Source organism: Arhodomonas aquaeolei DSM 8974, from assembly GCF_000374645.1.
GTDB classification, from domain to species: Bacteria; Pseudomonadota; Gammaproteobacteria; order Nitrococcales; family Nitrococcaceae; genus Arhodomonas; species Arhodomonas aquaeolei.
Map to the genome: position 1 here is coordinate 371,968 of NZ_KB894801.1, position 16,423 is coordinate 388,390.

General features: G+C 67.2%; 16 protein-coding genes and 1 tRNA gene. 4 read left to right on the top strand and 13 right to left on the bottom strand.

What is annotated here, in order from left to right:
- Nucleotides 1-151: 151 nt before the first annotated feature.
- Nucleotides 152-793: a class I SAM-dependent DNA methyltransferase gene (locus C516_RS0103945; RefSeq protein ID WP_018717069.1), complete on the bottom strand. Its 642-nt coding sequence runs from the start codon at nucleotides 791-793 to the stop codon at nucleotides 152-154.
- Between the two features lie 343 nt (nucleotides 794-1,136).
- Between C516_RS0103945 and C516_RS0103950 the strand changes: the two genes are divergently transcribed.
- Nucleotides 1,137-2,132 carry a GlxA family transcriptional regulator gene (locus C516_RS0103950; RefSeq protein WP_018717070.1) on the top strand — a complete coding sequence of 332 codons (996 nt, stop codon included), beginning with the start codon at nucleotides 1,137-1,139 and terminating at the stop codon, nucleotides 2,130-2,132.
- A 281-nt stretch (nucleotides 2,133-2,413) separates the two neighbouring features.
- On the opposite strand, the gene C516_RS0103955 is transcribed toward C516_RS0103950, so the two are convergent.
- From C516_RS0103955 to C516_RS0103970, 4 genes are all read right to left on the bottom strand, one after another.
- Nucleotides 2,414-3,289 carry an ABC transporter substrate-binding protein gene (locus C516_RS0103955; RefSeq protein WP_169509123.1) on the bottom strand — a complete coding sequence of 292 codons (876 nt, stop codon included), beginning with the start codon at nucleotides 3,287-3,289 and terminating at the stop codon, nucleotides 2,414-2,416.
- A gap of 565 nt (nucleotides 3,290-3,854) precedes the next feature.
- Nucleotides 3,855-3,931, bottom strand: a tRNA-Arg gene (locus tag C516_RS0103960).
- A gap of 156 nt (nucleotides 3,932-4,087) precedes the next feature.
- Nucleotides 4,088-5,542, bottom strand: coding sequence for an amidase (locus tag C516_RS0103965; protein ID WP_018717072.1), 1,455 nt, complete (start codon nucleotides 5,540-5,542; stop codon nucleotides 4,088-4,090).
- Between the two features lie 44 nt (nucleotides 5,543-5,586).
- Nucleotides 5,587-6,489: a transporter gene (locus tag C516_RS0103970; RefSeq protein WP_018717073.1), complete on the bottom strand. Its 903-nt coding sequence runs from the start codon at nucleotides 6,487-6,489 to the stop codon at nucleotides 5,587-5,589.
- Nucleotides 6,490-6,667: 178 nt separating this feature from the next.
- Between C516_RS0103970 and C516_RS20340 the strand changes: the two genes are divergently transcribed.
- Complete coding sequence (locus C516_RS20340) at nucleotides 6,668-7,708, top strand: helix-turn-helix transcriptional regulator (protein ID WP_018717074.1); 1,041 nt, start codon at nucleotides 6,668-6,670, stop codon at nucleotides 7,706-7,708.
- Here C516_RS20340 and C516_RS0103980 read toward each other — a convergent pair.
- From C516_RS0103980 to C516_RS0103990, 3 genes are all read right to left on the bottom strand, one after another.
- Nucleotides 7,645-8,649, bottom strand: a complete 1,005-nt coding sequence (locus C516_RS0103980; protein WP_018717075.1) for an LLM class flavin-dependent oxidoreductase — start codon at nucleotides 8,647-8,649, stop codon at nucleotides 7,645-7,647. The genes C516_RS20340 and C516_RS0103980 overlap by 64 nt on opposite strands.
- Nucleotides 8,646-9,341, bottom strand: a complete 696-nt coding sequence (locus C516_RS0103985; RefSeq protein WP_018717076.1) for an SDR family oxidoreductase — start codon at nucleotides 9,339-9,341, stop codon at nucleotides 8,646-8,648. The genes C516_RS0103980 and C516_RS0103985 overlap by 4 nt, the downstream gene beginning before the upstream one ends.
- 76 nt (nucleotides 9,342-9,417) lie before the next feature.
- Nucleotides 9,418-10,767 (bottom strand): aminotransferase family protein, encoded by a 1,350-nt coding sequence (locus tag C516_RS0103990; RefSeq protein ID WP_018717077.1) that lies wholly within the window; start codon nucleotides 10,765-10,767, stop codon nucleotides 9,418-9,420.
- Between the two features lie 254 nt (nucleotides 10,768-11,021).
- On the opposite strand from C516_RS0103990, the gene C516_RS0103995 reads away from it, so the two are divergent.
- Nucleotides 11,022-12,365: a DegQ family serine endoprotease gene (locus C516_RS0103995; protein ID WP_018717078.1), complete on the top strand. Its 1,344-nt coding sequence runs from the start codon at nucleotides 11,022-11,024 to the stop codon at nucleotides 12,363-12,365.
- Between the two features lie 33 nt (nucleotides 12,366-12,398).
- Here C516_RS0103995 and C516_RS0104000 read toward each other — a convergent pair whose 3' ends face one another.
- From C516_RS0104000 to acuR, 5 genes are all read right to left on the bottom strand, one after another.
- A complete protein-coding gene (locus C516_RS0104000) occupies nucleotides 12,399-13,073 on the bottom strand; it encodes a TVP38/TMEM64 family protein (protein ID WP_018717079.1) in 675 nt (224 codons plus the stop codon).
- A 119-nt stretch (nucleotides 13,074-13,192) separates the two neighbouring features.
- The gene (locus C516_RS0104005) at nucleotides 13,193-13,648 is read right to left on the bottom strand and encodes a hypothetical protein (protein WP_018717080.1); all 456 of its coding nucleotides are present in this window, start codon (nucleotides 13,646-13,648) and stop codon (nucleotides 13,193-13,195) included.
- A complete protein-coding gene (locus C516_RS0104010; protein ID WP_018717081.1) occupies nucleotides 13,645-14,115 on the bottom strand; it encodes a MarR family winged helix-turn-helix transcriptional regulator in 471 nt (156 codons plus the stop codon). The genes C516_RS0104005 and C516_RS0104010 overlap by 4 nt, the downstream gene beginning before the upstream one ends.
- A gap of 88 nt (nucleotides 14,116-14,203) precedes the next feature.
- Complete coding sequence (gene acuI, locus C516_RS0104015) at nucleotides 14,204-15,187, bottom strand: acrylyl-CoA reductase (NADPH) (protein WP_018717082.1); 984 nt, start codon at nucleotides 15,185-15,187, stop codon at nucleotides 14,204-14,206.
- Nucleotides 15,188-15,231: 44 nt separating this feature from the next.
- A complete protein-coding gene (gene acuR, locus C516_RS0104020; protein WP_084594070.1) occupies nucleotides 15,232-15,867 on the bottom strand; it encodes an acrylate utilization transcriptional regulator AcuR in 636 nt (211 codons plus the stop codon).
- Nucleotides 15,868-15,969: 102 nt separating this feature from the next.
- Here acuR and C516_RS0104025 point away from each other — a divergent pair, with 102 nt between their 5' ends.
- Nucleotides 15,970-16,299, top strand: coding sequence for a YkvA family protein (locus C516_RS0104025; RefSeq protein ID WP_018717084.1), 330 nt, complete (start codon nucleotides 15,970-15,972; stop codon nucleotides 16,297-16,299).
- The last annotated feature ends 124 nt before the right edge of the window (nucleotides 16,300-16,423 follow it).

Here is a 16,423-nt window from a genome sequence, read left to right on the forward strand (position 1 = left end):
GCACCGTGGGGCCGGTATGGCGCCCGAAGCACCGGCCCCCGGCCTCCCCGTGCCATCGATCATGCCGCACCGGCGCGACGATGGCTGCCGGACCGGGGGTCAGCCAGGCGGAAGCCTTCCGGCACCATCGTCGCCGGCGCCCGCACCAGACTCAGTGAACGCGGAGCACAATCGCTCGGCAGTACGTCGGATCCTCGGCGGACTCCCCGGGCGTCGGGACATACGGACCGACAGTCTCGATCTCCGTGCAGGTACCGGCTTCAACAAGCTTTTCGATCCGGTCGCGGAACCCGTCGCGCTCGAACATCGCCTCGTTCACCGTGAACACGATCACGCCGTTGGGCCGGACCACCCGAACGAGGTCGTCGAGGCCCTCGGGACCCACGTGGCCCCGGGTGAACACGCCCATGCAGACAGCCGCCCCGAAACCGTCATCCGCGAACGGGATGTCCTCGCCGAGAAACGCCTTGCGCAGCACCGCATAGGCCTCCTTCCTGCCGGCAACCTCCAGCATGTCGTCCGAGGCGTCGAGGCCCTCCACATGGGAGTAGCCGAGTTGCCGCAGCCACGGGCCGATCATGCCGGTCCCGCAGCCGGCATCAAGGAGCGGGGTGTCGCCCGACGCGACATAGCGCGTGATCAACGGGAGGCAGACCACCGGGTGCGAATAGCCCGCGCCCGTCAGATCGTCCTCGTAGGTCTCGGCCCAATCGCGATAAATGGCCGCAAGCTCTTCCCGGGAACCACTCCCGTACACCCTGGAAAGTCGTTGGTCTATTGCATCGTTCGCCATGCATTACTCCTTGATTGGCCAGGCCCGGTACATCGTCCACCGCCGGACTACCGATGTCCGGAAGGTCATCCCCTCAATCCCGCGGTCGTCAGGGGCCCCAGCCGACACGGCCGGCCCACGGACTGGCGGCAGAGGCCTGCGTGCCTGCCCGTGTCATACCGGGATCGCGTGTCAGCGTGCCCCATGACGGTGGCCGTTGGCGGTCACCTGGTCCTTCACGTTGCATCAACCGGCGCAAGAGTGGCCGACTCCGTGTGTTAGCGTATTGCGAGACTCGCCTTCTTCTTGAGGAAATCCGCCATGGATACGGCGCCCGCAGCACGAGCGACCGGAAGCGGCATTAATGACCTACGAAATAGCAATCGTGGTAACGAACGATTTCAACGCGATGGGGACCACCGCGTTCATCGATCCACTGCGGGCGGCCAACTATCTCGACAATGAAACGCTCTATCACTGGGAGCTTTTCTCCAGTGACGGCGGGCTACTGCGTGCCAGCAATGGAATGATGATCGACACCCGTCCCATTCCGGACATTGATGAGAAGTGCCTCGATCTCGCCGTCATATCATCGAGCTGGACACCGGAGCAGCATTACGACGACGCCACGCTGATAAAAAGCATAAAACGCTGGGGTCGACGCGGCATTCCGCTGTGCGCAATCGACACCGGCGCATTCATCCTTGCTCACGCGGGACAGCTGAAAAACCATTCGGCAACGACGCATTATGAGCACCTCGATTCCCTCATGGAGGTGAACCCACAGGTTACGGCGAGTGACAATCTATTCGTCATGGACGGGAACATCCTGTCCACGTCCGGCGGAACAGCCTCGATCGACCTGGCTCTTCATATTATCGGCGCGCAGCACGGGTACGCACTCACCAATGCGGCCGCGCGTTATATTTTTCATCAGCGAATTCGCACAACGGACGAGCGCCAGAACCACCCGGCGCACGAGCCCCTCGGGAACACCCCGTCCCAGGGCATCCGCGATGCCATCCTGTTAATGGAGGAAAACCTGGAGACCCCGTTGTCCGTGCCGGATATCGCGGCACGTGTCGGTATATCCCAGCGCCACCTGACCCGGCTGTTCCAGCGCTACACCAGACAGTCCGCGGTGCAGTACTACCGGGACATGCGGCTCGACCGCGGGCGGGCATTCGTGACACAGACCGAAATGAGCGTTATCGAGATCGCAATGGCATGTGGGTTCTCGAGCGTCGAGCACTTCTCGCGCGCCTACCGGAGACGCTTCCGTATCAGCCCCAGGGAGGACCGCGTGGCGGGCCGGGTCCCGTTCCAGTTCCGTGCCCTGCCGCTACAGTCGAGTCGTTGACGGGCTGCGCGTCCCCCTCCCCGCCCCTGTTGCGGGAGGTCCCGGCGCGACCGGGACGGCCCCGGTGAACACACGGACGCAACGCCCGGCGCAGTGCACACACCCGCGTCAGGCGGAGCCGGATAACGCGATTCCACGGGCGAACACGGGAAGGAGTATGGAGAAATGGGGCCCGGAAATCCGGACACCGGAGCCGCGGTAGTAGTCCGCGCAGCGCGCGATCAACGCCCGGCATTCCGGCGTCATGTGCCGGAATACCGGGCACGGCCCAGGTTCGCGCGTCAGTCGGCGTAGCGCTCGCGCACGGCCGCCATGGCCGAGCCGCCATCGACCGTTTTCACGCCCTCGAGCCACTCCCCGACGGTGTCGAGGTTGGATGCGATCCACGCCGAGGCGACCTCGGAGGGCTCCCGGTCCTTCTTCGCGTATTCAAGCACCCACTTCGACTGATCGTCCTTGTCAACGACGTACTGGTTGAGGAACTTGACCACCTCGGGGCTCCGGTCGGCCAGTTTCGGATTCACGACGGTAAGGACATCGCTGGTCGCCGGCGCGATCTTCGATTCGCCCACGGCCGCGGGATAGCGGATATCGTAGGTGATGTTCATCCAGTGGGGTTCCCAACCGAGGAAAACGACCCATTCCTTGTTCTCGATCGCGCGCCCAACCTGACTCAGCATGGCGCTGGTACTGGAGGCGACCAGCTCCCAATCGCCCAGACCGTGGCGATCGTTGTCGATGGCGTCCTGGACATTCGAATTAAAGCCACTTCCGGGCTCAATACCGTAAATTTTATGATCGAATTTCTCGGCATACTTGTCGAGATCCGCCTCGGTTCGCACGCCGGCGTCCCAGACGTATTTCGGGACAGCGATCGCGTTGTGCGCACCCGCAATATTCGTGGTCAGAACCTCGACCGTTCCCTCTTTCTCCGCAGGGCGTATCAGGTTCGTTTCGGCGGGAATCCAGCCGCCCAGATAGATGTCGAGATCATCATTCTTGAGTGCGTTAATGCAGAAAGCGGGACTGGCATTTGTCTGCATCGTGGAATAGCCGATCGCCTCGATGAGCTGGGAAGCGACCTCGCTTTTCACGGTAACCCCGGGCCAGGTGGGAACGCCGAAACGGATTTCGGATGAATTCTTGGCTACTGCCACTGAAGAGACCAGGCAAACAGCCAGACACAAATACTGGATACAACAGCGGACGCGATGCATACTTTTCCTCTTTCCGTCTGTGGCGCCCTTCTCTATGAGGGCCCCTATTATCGGTCAGTCAGGACCGGCGTATTGCGACGCCAGATCCATTGTCAGGGGGCCTTGCGTCACCAACCTGATCATTTTCGTCGGGTACTTGATCAGATGCGCCCCCTTGCCCCCTATTGGTGGCCACCTCCGGATGTCAGCGCTCCCGGTTCAGACCGGCGTCAGACACTCTGCAGACGTTGCCCCACGGGGCCCGTCCGCCCCACTGCCGGCGCAGCCGGGATGACGCACGGATAACGGACTGGCTGTCGCACCACCCCATCAGGCCAGTATGACGGCTGCACGCTGTCGGCGAACGACATCGCGCACGCCGACAGGCGGCGCCGACGGGGAACATGCCCGGGGCAGACCAAGGGAAAGGGGGTTACCGGGACGGCGCACGACGGCGGAAGGCCGGCCATCGCCCGACACCGGCAATACAAAAAGAAAGGGCCCCATCTCTGGAGCCCTTGCTATATGGCGCGCCCGGGAGGATTCGAACCCCCAACCTCCTGATCCGTAGTCAGGTGCTCTATCCAGTTGAGCTACAGGCGCTATATCTTGTGGAAGCGCGTATTCTCGCGGTTTCGCCGGAACGCGTCAACCTCTGGTTGATGCCGGCGCCACCGGCCCTCGCGTTGCGCCCCCGTTGCCGGCTTGCCGACAACGGAGGCGAATAGTACGCGAGTGACCGGCGGATCGCAACCGCCGTCACCCCAGTGTGCCGGCGACATGGATCCCGGGGCGACTCTTCGTCCATCCGGTCGCCGCTTCCAGCTGAGCGGCAAGCGCCAGCAGAGTCGCTTCCTCCCCGTGTCCGGCAATAGCCTGCGTTCCCAGCGGCAATCCGTCGGTGGTTCTGTGCACCGGCATGGATATGGCCGGGTGCCCGGTCATGTTGAACGGAGCGGAGTACTGGGCATACGAGAATGTGTGTTCGAAGTATCCGCGGCAATCCAGATCCGTACGGCTGCTGGCGAACGTACCCAACGGCTGCGGCGGTGCCGGCACGGTGGGAGTAAGCAGCACATCGACGTCAGCGAGTTGCCCGTCCATGTGCCGACTCATGCCAGCGACGACGGTGTCCACGCCCATCAGATCCACCGCAGACAGGCGCTGCGCATATTCGTAGGTCGCGAGGATGCAGGGCTCCACGGCATCGTCATTGATGCGACGGCCCGTGACGCCAGCCAGCTGCTCAAGCCCCGCGGCCACAAACGCGGCCCAAACCGTCAGCGTCGCCTCACTGAACGAGTTCCAGTCGAAGCCCAGATCGCGTTCCTCGACCCGATGGCCGAGGCTCTCCATCAATCCGGCAGTCTCCTCGACCGCTGCACGCGCCTCGGCATCCACCCCTACCCCGGACCACGAATTCGACGTCCAGGCGACACGCAAAGGCCTCGGCGATTCCACGACAGCTTCCCGGAACGGAACCCGTGGACGGGGAATACGCGCGAAGGCCCCGGACTCCGGCCCCTCCACCGCATCCAGCAGCGCCGCAGCGTCGCGAACGCTCCGCGTCAGCGCGAACTCTATGCCGAAACCGAAGAGCGGACTGGAAAAGTCCGGGCCGACGGGGACACGGCCTCGTGTCGGCTTTAGCCCAACGAGACCGTTACATGCCGCAGGAATCCGGATTGAGCCGCCGCCGTCGTTGCCGTGAGCCATCGGCAGCGCCCCCGTCGCGACCGCGACCGCGGCACCGCCACTCGATCCACCGGGGCTCAGCTCCGGATTGTATGGATTCCGTGTCGGCCCATGGAGCAGGCCTTCCGTCGTTACACAGTACCCCATTTCCGGCGTGGCTGAACGGCCGATCACTCCAAGACCGGCGTTCCTGAAGCGCCGCGCCAGAGTCGTGTCGTGGGGGATTTGAACGCCGGCCGCGAGACGGCTGCCGAGCTCGTAGGTCTGACCGGCCTCGTGGCAGACCAGATCCTTGAGCAGAAACGGCACACCTCCGAACGGGCCGTCGGCCTTGCCCGGCCGGGTACAGCTGACGTCATAGGTTTCAACAACCGGGTTCAGCGCGGGATTGATGCGCTCGACGGCCACCCGCGCGAGTGCCGCCAAGTCCTCCGCCCGGACTTCACCGCGCCGGACCAATCCGGCAAGAGCGACCGCATCGTAACGGGCATATTCTTCCAGGGACATGACGAGAGACATGGTCCACTCCTTGTATTGAAATACCGAAAGGACGGGACTCCCCGTCAGTAGAAATGGGCATAGCGCAACAGAACCTGCTTCGTTTCGAAGCCGGCCTGCACCTCGACGTCCCGCGCGACCATCAGCATCAATTGGTCCCGGGGCGTGACCCAGTGGGCCAACTCCGCGCCGATTTGGTGGTTGCGCCGACGGGTGCCGCGGACATCCCTCCCGTCGATACTCACCGCGCCGCCGTGGCTGAAGTAATGCCGCGCGGCAACGTAGGTGCTGGGCGTGATATCAAAGGACAGGTGGGTCTGGAGCCGGTAGAGGGGATCCTGGGAAAGGGTTCGCCCGTAGTAGTCGTCGTTATCTCCGTAAAACTGTGCCTCTATCGTGCTCTCAAGATAAATGCCCTGACCCAGGCCGACGGTGTAGTTGGCCAATGCAGAGAAGGCCCAGCGGTTGCCGCCCGGCGAGGCGTCGGCCCGGTCACTGTCGTAGTGCCCCACCGGGACCGTGACGTAGCCGGTGACCCCGGCGTATTGCGCTGTCTCGGGGTCGTTCACCAGAGCGAAAGACGAGCCGAGCCGGGGATCGCCCACCCCGGAAACACGCTGCTCCGGTGCCACCGTGCCAGCCCCGATCTCGAGCTCGGTACGCTGGTAAGGCAACACGAACTGCGGCGTGCAGAGCACCCCGCAGGCATCCGTAAACACGGCGTGTCGCAATGCCACGGCGCTCGCGTCGAGCGATGACCCCGGCACCCCGTCGTCGTCAGCCCGGTAGCTCCCGGCCTTCATATAGGGGTTCAGATAGACAAGACTCACCTGCGTCCCCGGCGGAGCCCAGATATAGTCGCGGGCATTGGTGTCGATAGCGGACGCAGGCCGTGCGGCTAATGCAAACAACGCGGCCGCGGCCAAAACGGTGGCCCGAGCGTACCCAGCGTAACGACGTACGCGCATGGCATCCCCCTCCCCTGCTGCTTATCTTGGTCGGGGACACGCTAACCGGGGTCGGATAACGCCATAAGCCCGCAGACGGACCCGTTCATTTGAACGGCCGCCGCGTCCACCGCCTTTTCCTAAGCTTGGGTTGAAAGACGCGGCACGCTGCAGTGCCCGTGCGGGGGGAGGAAGAGACTTGCCGGAGATCGAGACGTTCAGCGCCTTCCTGCTGGACCTCTACCGCCTGGAGAAGGAACGCCCGATGGCGGCGTTCCAGGACGAGGCCTTGAGCCAGCTACGCCAGGTGGTCCCCTTCGACAGCGCGTGGTGGGGCATGGCGGCGATGGACACCGTCGACATACGGCTGCACTGCTCCCATGTGTATCGTCTACCGGCGGACTTCCCGGCCCAGTGGTATACCATACGGGCCAACGACACGCTTGCGCTTCGTGCCTACGAGCAACCCGGCCGCACGCTCCGCTTCTGCCGCCGAGCCCTGCGCGAACAGCCCCATCTTTCCGAACTGACGGCCCGCCACGACATCGACACCGCCCTCACGACGGTCGTTACGCGGCCGAAGCTGGGGCTGCTGACATTTCTGTCCGTCTACCGAGGATACGGGAGCGCGGCGTTCACAGAAGCGGAACGTACATTTATTGAGATCGCCATGCCGCATCTGGCGGCCGCATGGAACGGCAACTGGGTCGTGAACATCGACCGGCTGAGCGCCGAGTGCGCAGACACGCACTCGGCGGCGGCGGTCGCAGACACACAGGGCGTACTTCACGTCGCAGAGGATCGTTTCCAGGATCTGCTCACCCGTGAATGGCCGCGCTGGTTCGGCCCCCATTTGCCCGAGCCCCTTATCGCCTTGCTCGCCGGCGAACGTGGCCGGTGGCGAGGCAATACCCTGATAGCCGGCGTATACCGGCACGGGGGCCTCCACCTGCTCTGGCTGCGTCCGCGGGGACCGGCGGACCGGCTTACGCCCAGGGAACTGGCGGTAGTCCGCGTCTACGCGGGCGGGAGATCGCACAAGGAAGTCGCGGCCTCCCTTGGGCTCTCCCCCGCCACGGTCCGTCATTACCTGCGCAACGCCTATACCAAACTCGACGTCTCGGATAAGGCGCAGCTATCGACGTTGCTCCATAACACAGCGTCCACGAACGACAGTCAGGCTCCCCGCCAGGCTTCAGCGAGGCAGTCGAAGGAGCGTAGACGGTCATCGAGCTCGTAAGTGTCGGTGTTGACGATGAGCTCATCGGCGCCCGTTTCCTCCACGAATGCCTCCAGCCAGTCCCGCACGCCGTCGACATCGCCGATGGCCGTGGCCGCGAGCTGGTTGCGGACCATCGCCGCCTCCCGGGCGTCGCAGACGGACTCCAGCGACTCCACCGGCGGCTCCAGTGGCCCGCGGCGGTTGCGGATCATGCCGAGGAAACGCTGCTGCAGCGACGTCGCCAGGTACTCGGCCCGCTCCGCCGTCTCTGCGGCGATCACGTTCACGCCCACCATCGCGTGGGGCCGTTCCAGCCACTGGGAGGGGCGGAAGTGGCGGCGGTACAGCGCCAGCGCGTCGTACAGGTTCTGCGGGGCGAAGTGGCTGGCGAAGGCGAACGGCAGCCCCAGGTTGGCGGCAAGCTGGGCGCTGTAGTGCCCGGAGCCGAGCAGCCAGATCGGGACGTCGCTGCCCGCGCCGGGCACCGCACGCACCCGCTGGCCCGGCTCTGCTGGCGCGAGGTAGTGGCGCAGCTCCTCCAGCAATACGTCGAACTCCGGCTCCCCCGGGCCGAAACGCGCCCGCAGGGCGCGGGCGGTCTCGCCGTCCGTGCCCGGTGCCCGGCCGAGGCCGAGGTCGATGCGCCCCGGGTGCAGGGCCTCCAGGGTGCCGAACTGCTCGGCCACGGCGAGCGGCGCGTGGTTCGGCAGCATGATGCCACCGGCGCCGACGCGGATGCGCTCGGTGCGGTCCGCCACGTGGCCGATGAGCACCGTAGTGGCGGCACTGGCAATGCCGTCCAGGTTGTGGTGCTCGGCGATCCAGAAGCGGTTGAAGCCCAGGGACTCCACCCGCTGCGCGGCCGCGACGCTGCGCCGGAATGCGTCCGCCGGTGCGCTGCCGCGCGGGACCGTGGCCAGGTCGAGCACGGACAGCGGGATGTCGGCGAGCCGGCTCATGACGCTTCCTCCTCCGGCGTCGGCCGCACCAGTACCTCGTTGACGTCGACACGCCGCGGCTGGCTCACCGCGTACATCACGGCCTCCGCCACGTCACCGGCCTCGAGCGCATGCTCCGGACGCTCGTCGAAGAACGGTGTATCCACCATGCCGGGCTCGATCAGCGTGACCCGCACGCCGCTGCCGCGAAGCTCCTCGCGCACGCCATAGCCGATGGCGCTCACGGCCCACTTGGAGGCGCTGTACATGGAACCGGGGATCGTGGTCCGGCCCGCCGCCGAGCCGGTGATCAGCAGGTGCCCGCGGCTCTCGCGCAGCGCCGGCAGCGTATGCTGCAGCGTCAGCCCGACGCCGTAGACATTGGTGAGGATCATGTCGCGCCACACCGAGGTGTCCGCGCCGCTGAAGCCACCGGGGCTGCCGCGCATGCCCGCGTTGGCGAACACCACGTCGATGCGCCCGAAGGCGTTCAGCGCCGCATCCACCATGGCCTTCTGCTGCGCCTCGTCGGTGACGTCGCAGGCCACGGCCAGGGCGCGTTCGCTACCGCCCAGCGACTCCACGAGCCCGTCCAGACGCTCACGCCGCCGTGCGGCGAGGACCACGCGATAGCCCGCGGCGACGGCGCGGCGGGCGGTCTCCTCACCGATGCCGCTGGATGCCCCGGTGATCAGGAATACCGGATCGGCCATTGTTACCTCCCGAATCGTTCGTTTTCGGACTTTCAGGGCATGGGGGCGTGCCGTCGCCGGCACAACCCCCGCCCGGTCAGCCGCGCCCGAGGACCGCCGTCACCGACTCGTGGACGATCTCCACGATCCGGTCGATGTCCTCGTCGCGGGTGACGATCGGCGGCGCGAGACAGAGCACGTCACCCCGCACCCGCGTGAACAGCCCGCGATCCATGACCTCACCGAGCACCCGCGGGCCGACCTTGTCCGCCGGGTCGAAGGTCTGGCGGCTGTCGCGATCGCGGACCAGCTCCACCGCCGCCATAAGACCGAGGCCGCGCACCTCGCCGACGTTGGGGTGATCGCCGATCGCCTCACGCAGGCCGCCGATCAGGCGCTCGCCCTTGCGCGCCGCCTGGGCGGGGAAATCCTCGCCCTCGACGATGTCGAGCATCGCCAGCGCGACCGCACAGCCGACCGGGTGGGCACTGTAAGTGTAGGCATGCATCCAGGGGGTGTCCGCCTGGGCGAGGGTCGCGGCTATCTCGTCGCTGATGCCGATACCGCCGAGCGGGAAGTAGCCCGAGGTCACCGCCTTGGCGAACTGGATAAGGTCCGGTTTCACGCCCCAGTGCTCCATGCCGAACATCCGGCCGGTGCGCCCGAAGCCGGTAATCACCTCGTCGGCGACCAGCAGCACGTCGTAGGCGTCGCAGATCTCGCGGATCCGCGGGAAGTAGTCGTCCGGCGGCACGATCACGCCGCCGGCGCCCTGCACCGGCTCGGCGATGAACATCGCCACGGTCTCCGGGCCCTCGCGCAGGATCGCCTGCTCCAGCTCGTTGGCCGCGGCCACCCCCGGAGAGACACCCGCGGGGGCGTCGTAGAAGTAGGGGTACGGCGAGGGGATGTGCACGAAGCCCGGCACCCGGGGCTCGAACAGGCCCCAGTACGGCGCCATGCCGGTGGCGGACATGGCCGCCAGGGTCACACCATGATAGCCCCACTGGCGGGCGATCACCTTGGTCTTCTCCGGTCGACCCTTCATCTTCCAGTACGAGCGCGCCATCTTGAAGTTGCTGTCGCTCGCCTCGCCCCCGCCGGAGGTGAAGAAGAAGCGGTTGATACCCTCGGCGGTGATGCCGGCGAGGCGCTCGCCCAGCTCGATTGCCCGCTCGTTGGTGCTCCCGGAGTAGCCGGACGCATAGGGCAGGCGCATCATCTGTGCGCTCGCGGCATCCACCAGCTCCCGGCGGCCATGCCCCGCAGAGACGTTCCACAGCCCGGAGAGGCCGTCGATGAAGCGCCGGCCGTCCGCGTCCGTGAGCCAGGCGCCCTCGCCGCTCACCCACACGCGCCCGCCCTGATGGGCGGCGTTGTGCTGCAGCGGATGAACCAGGTGGGCGAGATCGCGCTCGATGAGCGCAGCGTTGCCGTCGGTAGCCATGCAATACCCTCACTGTTGTCTGTCTGGGATCGGATTACTCCCGCATGTTAGACCTCATCGGCGATCGGGGCACCCTCGGGGGAGCGAACGAAGGGAAGGGCGGGGAACAAGAGCCCCGGTTCGCCGGTCCACGTACATGTTGCGCCCGCCCGTGCACGGCACGGACGGACCGACGTCGACCCAGGTCTCTCGGCAACAAACGCAACAGAGGCGTACCCATGAAGCGACTCAAAACACTCACTGCCGCACTACTTATGGGCGTGGCCACCGTGGTCATGCAGCCCGCCTTCGCCGCCCTGCCCGATGCGGGTGGCAGCGAATCCGGCATGCCCACCCTCGCCCCGCTCGTGCAGAAGGTCTCGCCCGCCGTGGTGAACGTCTCCACCCGGGGCACGATCGAGACCGAACAGAACCCCCTGATGCAGGACCCCTTCTTCCGCCGTTTCTTCGGCGACCAGATGCCCCAGCAGCAGCGCGAGGTCCGCGCCCTGGGCTCGGGCGTGATCGTCAACGCGGATAAGGGCTACATCCTCACCAATAACCACGTGATCGCCAATGCGGACGAGATCACCGTGGGCACCACCGACGACCGCCAGTTCAAGGCCAAGGTCATCGGCGCGGACCCGGAGACGGATATCGCCGTCATCCAGATCGACGCCGACAACCTCACCCAGGTGAAGATGGGCGACTCCAGCACACTGCGCACCGGCGACTACGTCGTCGCGCTGGGTAACCCGTTCGGCCTGGAACACACGGTGACCAGCGGCATCGTCAGCGGCCTCGGCCGCAGCCTGTCCGGGCAGATCCGCGACACCCGCATCCAGGACTTCATCCAGACGGACGCCTCGATCAACCCCGGCAACTCCGGCGGCGCACTGGTCAACCTCAAGGGCGAGCTGGTCGGCATCAACACCGCCATCCTCTCGCGTAGCGGCGGCAACATCGGCATCGGCTTCGCCGTGCCGATCAACCTGGCCAGCCAGGTCATGGACCAGCTCATCAAGTACGGCGAGGTCCACCGCGGTGTGCTCGGCGTGCGCGTGCAGGACGTCACGCCGGACATCGCCGAGGCGATGGGGCTCGATGACCGTCACGGTGCGCTGATCTCCCAGGTCAGCCCGGACTCCGCCGCCGAGAAGGCCGGTCTGAAGGCCGGTGACGTGGTCACCGAGGTGGACGGCAAGCCCATTGGTGACGCCGCGGAGCTCGCCAAGGTCATCGGCCTGCGCGAGGTCGGCGAGCAGGTGAAGCTGACCGTCGTGCGCGACGGCGAGACCCAGACCATCAAGGCCAAGGTGGGCAAGCGCCCCGATGAGGCGACGCAGGCCACCGTCGAGGGTGGTCCGCTGGAGGGCATCCAGGTCGGCGAGCTGGACGAGCGCTCCAAGCTCTACGGTAAGGTCGAGGGCGTTCTCGTCACCGGCGTCAGCCGCGACGCCCCCGCCGCCGGCACGCTGCAGCCCGGCGACGTCATCACCTCCGTGAATCGTCAGCCGGTGACCTCCGTGGCGGAGTTCAACCGCGCCGCGTCGGGCAAGGACAAACTCCTGCTGCACGTGCGCCGTGGCAACGCCGCACTGTTCGTCGTGCTGCGCTGACGACGCCACCGGGGCCGCCGCCGGCGGCCCCGGTTATCCGCGGTAGCGCGCCACGGCCACGCGCAGCGCCGCGATCACGCCCAGCGCCAGGGCGATCCCGCCCAGCGTCCACGCCACCCCACTGAAGCTCTCTGCACGCACCAGCGAGGCGAGCTGGCTGCCCAGCACCGTCATCGCCAGCACCCCGGGCAGGATGCCGACCAGCGTGCCTAGCATGTAGTCGCGGAAGCGCAGGTGAAAGGCACCGGCGACCATGTTGGTCACCGTGAACGGCGCCAGCGGCAACAGCGAAATGACGATCATCGTACGCACGCCCCGGGCCGACAGCGCCGAGGCCAGCGCATTGAGCCGCCGGCCGCCGTGGCGCACCACCGCCTCGCGGCCCATGTAGCGCCCGATCCAGTAGGTCGCCGCCGCGGCGAGCAGCGTGCCCGCAACGGCGTAGAAGGACCCCGTGAACGCCCCGAAGATAAGCCCGGTAGCCGTCACCATAACGCTCAGCGGAAACACCACGAGCGAGGCCAGCACGTAGGCAAGCAGCACCAGCGGCGGCATCCAGCGGCTGTCACCGAGGGCGGTGACCCAGCGCAGCCAGTCCTCCAGGACCGCTACGGTGATGACCTCCTTCAGCGCGAGCCACTGCCAGAGTCCGGCAAGCAACCCCAGCGTCAGCAAAAACGCCAGGACCAGCCACAGTCGTCTCGGCAAGACACATCTCCCTTGTCCACGGGCACGGTGCAGCCGTCACCCGGCGCGCCGGCGCCCGACGTTCACGGCCGCGGACGCGACCCTGGCAGCGGCGTCCGCTGACCACACGGCGGATTCTCTCACGTCGCACGGCGGCACGCCGGACGCGGCCGGCCGGCCAGGCGAAGCCCGTCGCGCATGTTGAGCCCCATGAGCGTGAGATTCACCGCCCCGGCGAGGAGTTCCAGCGCCTGTACGGCAAAGAAGGTCCCGTCCAGCATTCCCACCGAAGCCCGCATCTGCAGGAACACGGCACAGGGCACGAGCACCAGCACCCCGTTGGCCGCGATGACCGGCATCCGCCGACGTTTCCTCCCGAGTAGCGCGCCGCCACGTCCGCGGGCCATACGCGAGCCGCTGGCGGCGGTCGCCATCAGCGCCGGGATCAGCACTGTCATGGCCCAGAGGATGTCCGTCTTGACGCGTACCACCGCGGCCTCCCCGAGCCAGAGCTCGGAGATCACCGTGGACATCCAGAAGATCGCGATGAGGGCCAGGGCGAGCACACCCGCCCCGGCATGAACGCGCGCGCTCACGACCCACCCGCCCCGACGGCGGTCACCGCCGGCTCGTGGGCCGTCTCAAGAAGACTGAGCACGCGCAACGCCGCGCGGAGGTCCGACTCGTCCAGGTGACCGGCGAGGCGCGCGGCATGCTCGCGCCACTGCGCCTCCGCCGCGGCATACGCGGACTCGCCGCGGGGCGTGAGCGCATACAGCGGCGAGCGCCGGTGGCCGGGGTTGGGCCGCTCGACCACCAGTCCCTCCGCCGCCAGCCGCTGGAGCTGCTTGCGCGCCCCCTGCCGGCTGACGCCCATGGCATCCGCGATGCGGGGTGTGGTCAACGCCTCGCCCGCGAGGGCGAGCGCCCCCAGCATCTGCCAGCGCGCGCTGGTGAGACCCAGCGGGGCGACGAAGCTGTCGCCCCACTCGATCAGGCGCCCGTGGGCGCGGAAGACGGCGAGCACCGTCTCAGTGATTCGCTCGACACTCGACCCGGGCATGGCGTTACTCCGGTAGGGACCATGGGGTCGATCGTCAGTTATTGACAACCGGTTGTCAAATGCCGCCGGTCGGCAACGGCGGGCTCGGTCAGCGGTTCACGTCGACGACCCGCCGGCCGCGGACCTCGCCGGCCATAAGTGCCGACGCCCCGGGAATCACGGCCTCCAGACCGATCTCCCCGGCGATGGTCTCCAGAACACCCTCGTCGAGGCTGTCCGCGAGCCGGCCCCACGCCTCCAGGCGGTCCTCACGAGGCCGCATCACGCTGTCCACCCCCGCGAGAGTCACACCCCGCAGGATGAACGGCGCCACCGTCGCAGGCAGGTCCATGCCCTGGGCGAGGCCGCAGGCGGCCACCGTACCGCCGTAGCGCGTGCCGGCGCAGACGTTCGCGAGCGTGTGGCTACCGGCGGTGTCCACCGCGCCGGCCCAGCGCTCCTTGCCGAGCGGCTTCCCCGCCCCGGAGAGCTCGGCGCGGTCGATAATCTCCGCCGCGCCCAGGCCATGGAGATAGTCCGCCTCCTGGGTGCGCCCGGTGGCCGCGATCACCCGATAACCCAGGTGCGAGAGCAGCGCGATCGCGAAGCCACCGACACCGCCGCCCGCACCGGTGACGAGCACGTCCCCGCGATCCGGCGTTACCCCGTTGCGCTCCAGGGCCATCACGCAGAGCATCGCCGTGTAGCCCGCGGTGCCGATAGCCATGGCGTCCCGCGTGGAGAAGCGCTCCGGCAGCGGGATCAGCCACTCGCCTTTCAGGCGCGCCCGCTGGGCGAGGCCGCCCCAGTGGGTCTCGCCCACGCCCCAGCCGTTGAGCACGACCCGGTCACCCGGCGAGAGGCCCGGCGCCGTCGTCTCCTCGACCGTGCCGGCAAGGTCGATGCCCGGGACCATCGGAAACCGGCGGACCACCGGCCCCTTGCCGGTGATCGCAAGCGCGTCCTTGTAGTTGATAGTGCTGTAGTCAACCCGGACGGTCGTGTCCCCTTCCGGCAGCTGGCCCTCATCCAGCTCTGCCACCCGGGCGCTGTAGTCGTCGCCGTCCTTCTCGATGAGGATGCCCTTGAACATGCGTGCTCCTCCTGGGATCTGCATTGCCGATGGATCGCCGCCACTCAGCGGGGCAGGCCCGCCACGAAGCCGGCGAAGAAGACGTCGAGGGGGTGCTCGGTGCGCGTCAGGCGCGCGCGCATCACCGCCCCCTCCCAACCAATCCAGAAACACTCCGCGAGCGCGTCGCAGTCCGCGTCCGGCGCGAGCTCGCCGGCCTCCTGTGCCGCAGCCAGACAGCGCGCCACCCGCGCCTGCCAGTCCGCCAGCGTGTCGAGGAGCTGCTCGCGAAAGCCCTCGGGCAGCGCGCCCACCTCCTGGCCAAGATTCCCCACCAGGCACCCGCGGCGGAAGCCGTGCCGGGCCATACCCGCCTTGGCGTCGTCCACGAACGCGGCGAGCCGGTCCAGCGGCGGGGTCGACGCATCCAGCAGCCAACGGTCCAGCTTGCCGGCGAAGTACGCCGCGTAATCCGCCAGCACCGCGCGGCCGAAGGCCTCCTTGCTGTCGAAGTAGTGATAGAACGAGCCCTTGGGTACGCCCACGCGGCGGAGGATCCCGTCGATCCCCGTGGCGGTGAAGCCCTGCTCCGTGAGCACCGCCGTACCGCTGCGGATCAGCGCCTCGCGCGTATCCGCATACGCCCTGGGTATCTTCGGCGGCCGCCCGCGGCGACGTTTCGGCGTGGCTGTCGTGTTCATGCCGTTAATTATAGACCGATCGTCTATAAATACCCAAACGCCCCCATGAAAGGCACGATATGCGCCAGAGATAAGGCGCCGGGAACCCGGCCGGAGGTCGCGATGGGACGATGGCGGACGTTCGCGGCGAGCATCGGGCAGGAGGTCGCCACCTACCGGGCGATCGCGCGGCACCCGAATACGCCTGTTGCCTCCCGCGCCCTGATCGCCGTCGCCGTGGGCTACCTGCTCTCACCCATCGACCTGATCCCGGATTTCGTGCCGGTACTCGGCCATCTCGACGACGTGCTCATCGTGCCGGGCCTTATCGCGCTGGCCCTCTGGCTCGTGCCGGACGACGTTGTCAGGGATGCCCGGGAGGCGACGCAGCGGAAAACTACGTCGCCGAAAGGGCATGAACGCGGGCAGACGCCCTCACCGTGCAGGCGCTGACTCCCGGACAGCGCAGGCGCAACCGGGGCGGAGGGTCTCCGGGCAACGCAACGGGCCCTCGCCCGTCGGACGAAAAGACGACCGCCCGCGGGATCGTGGCGCGGTCGCACCGTAAGTCGGGCAT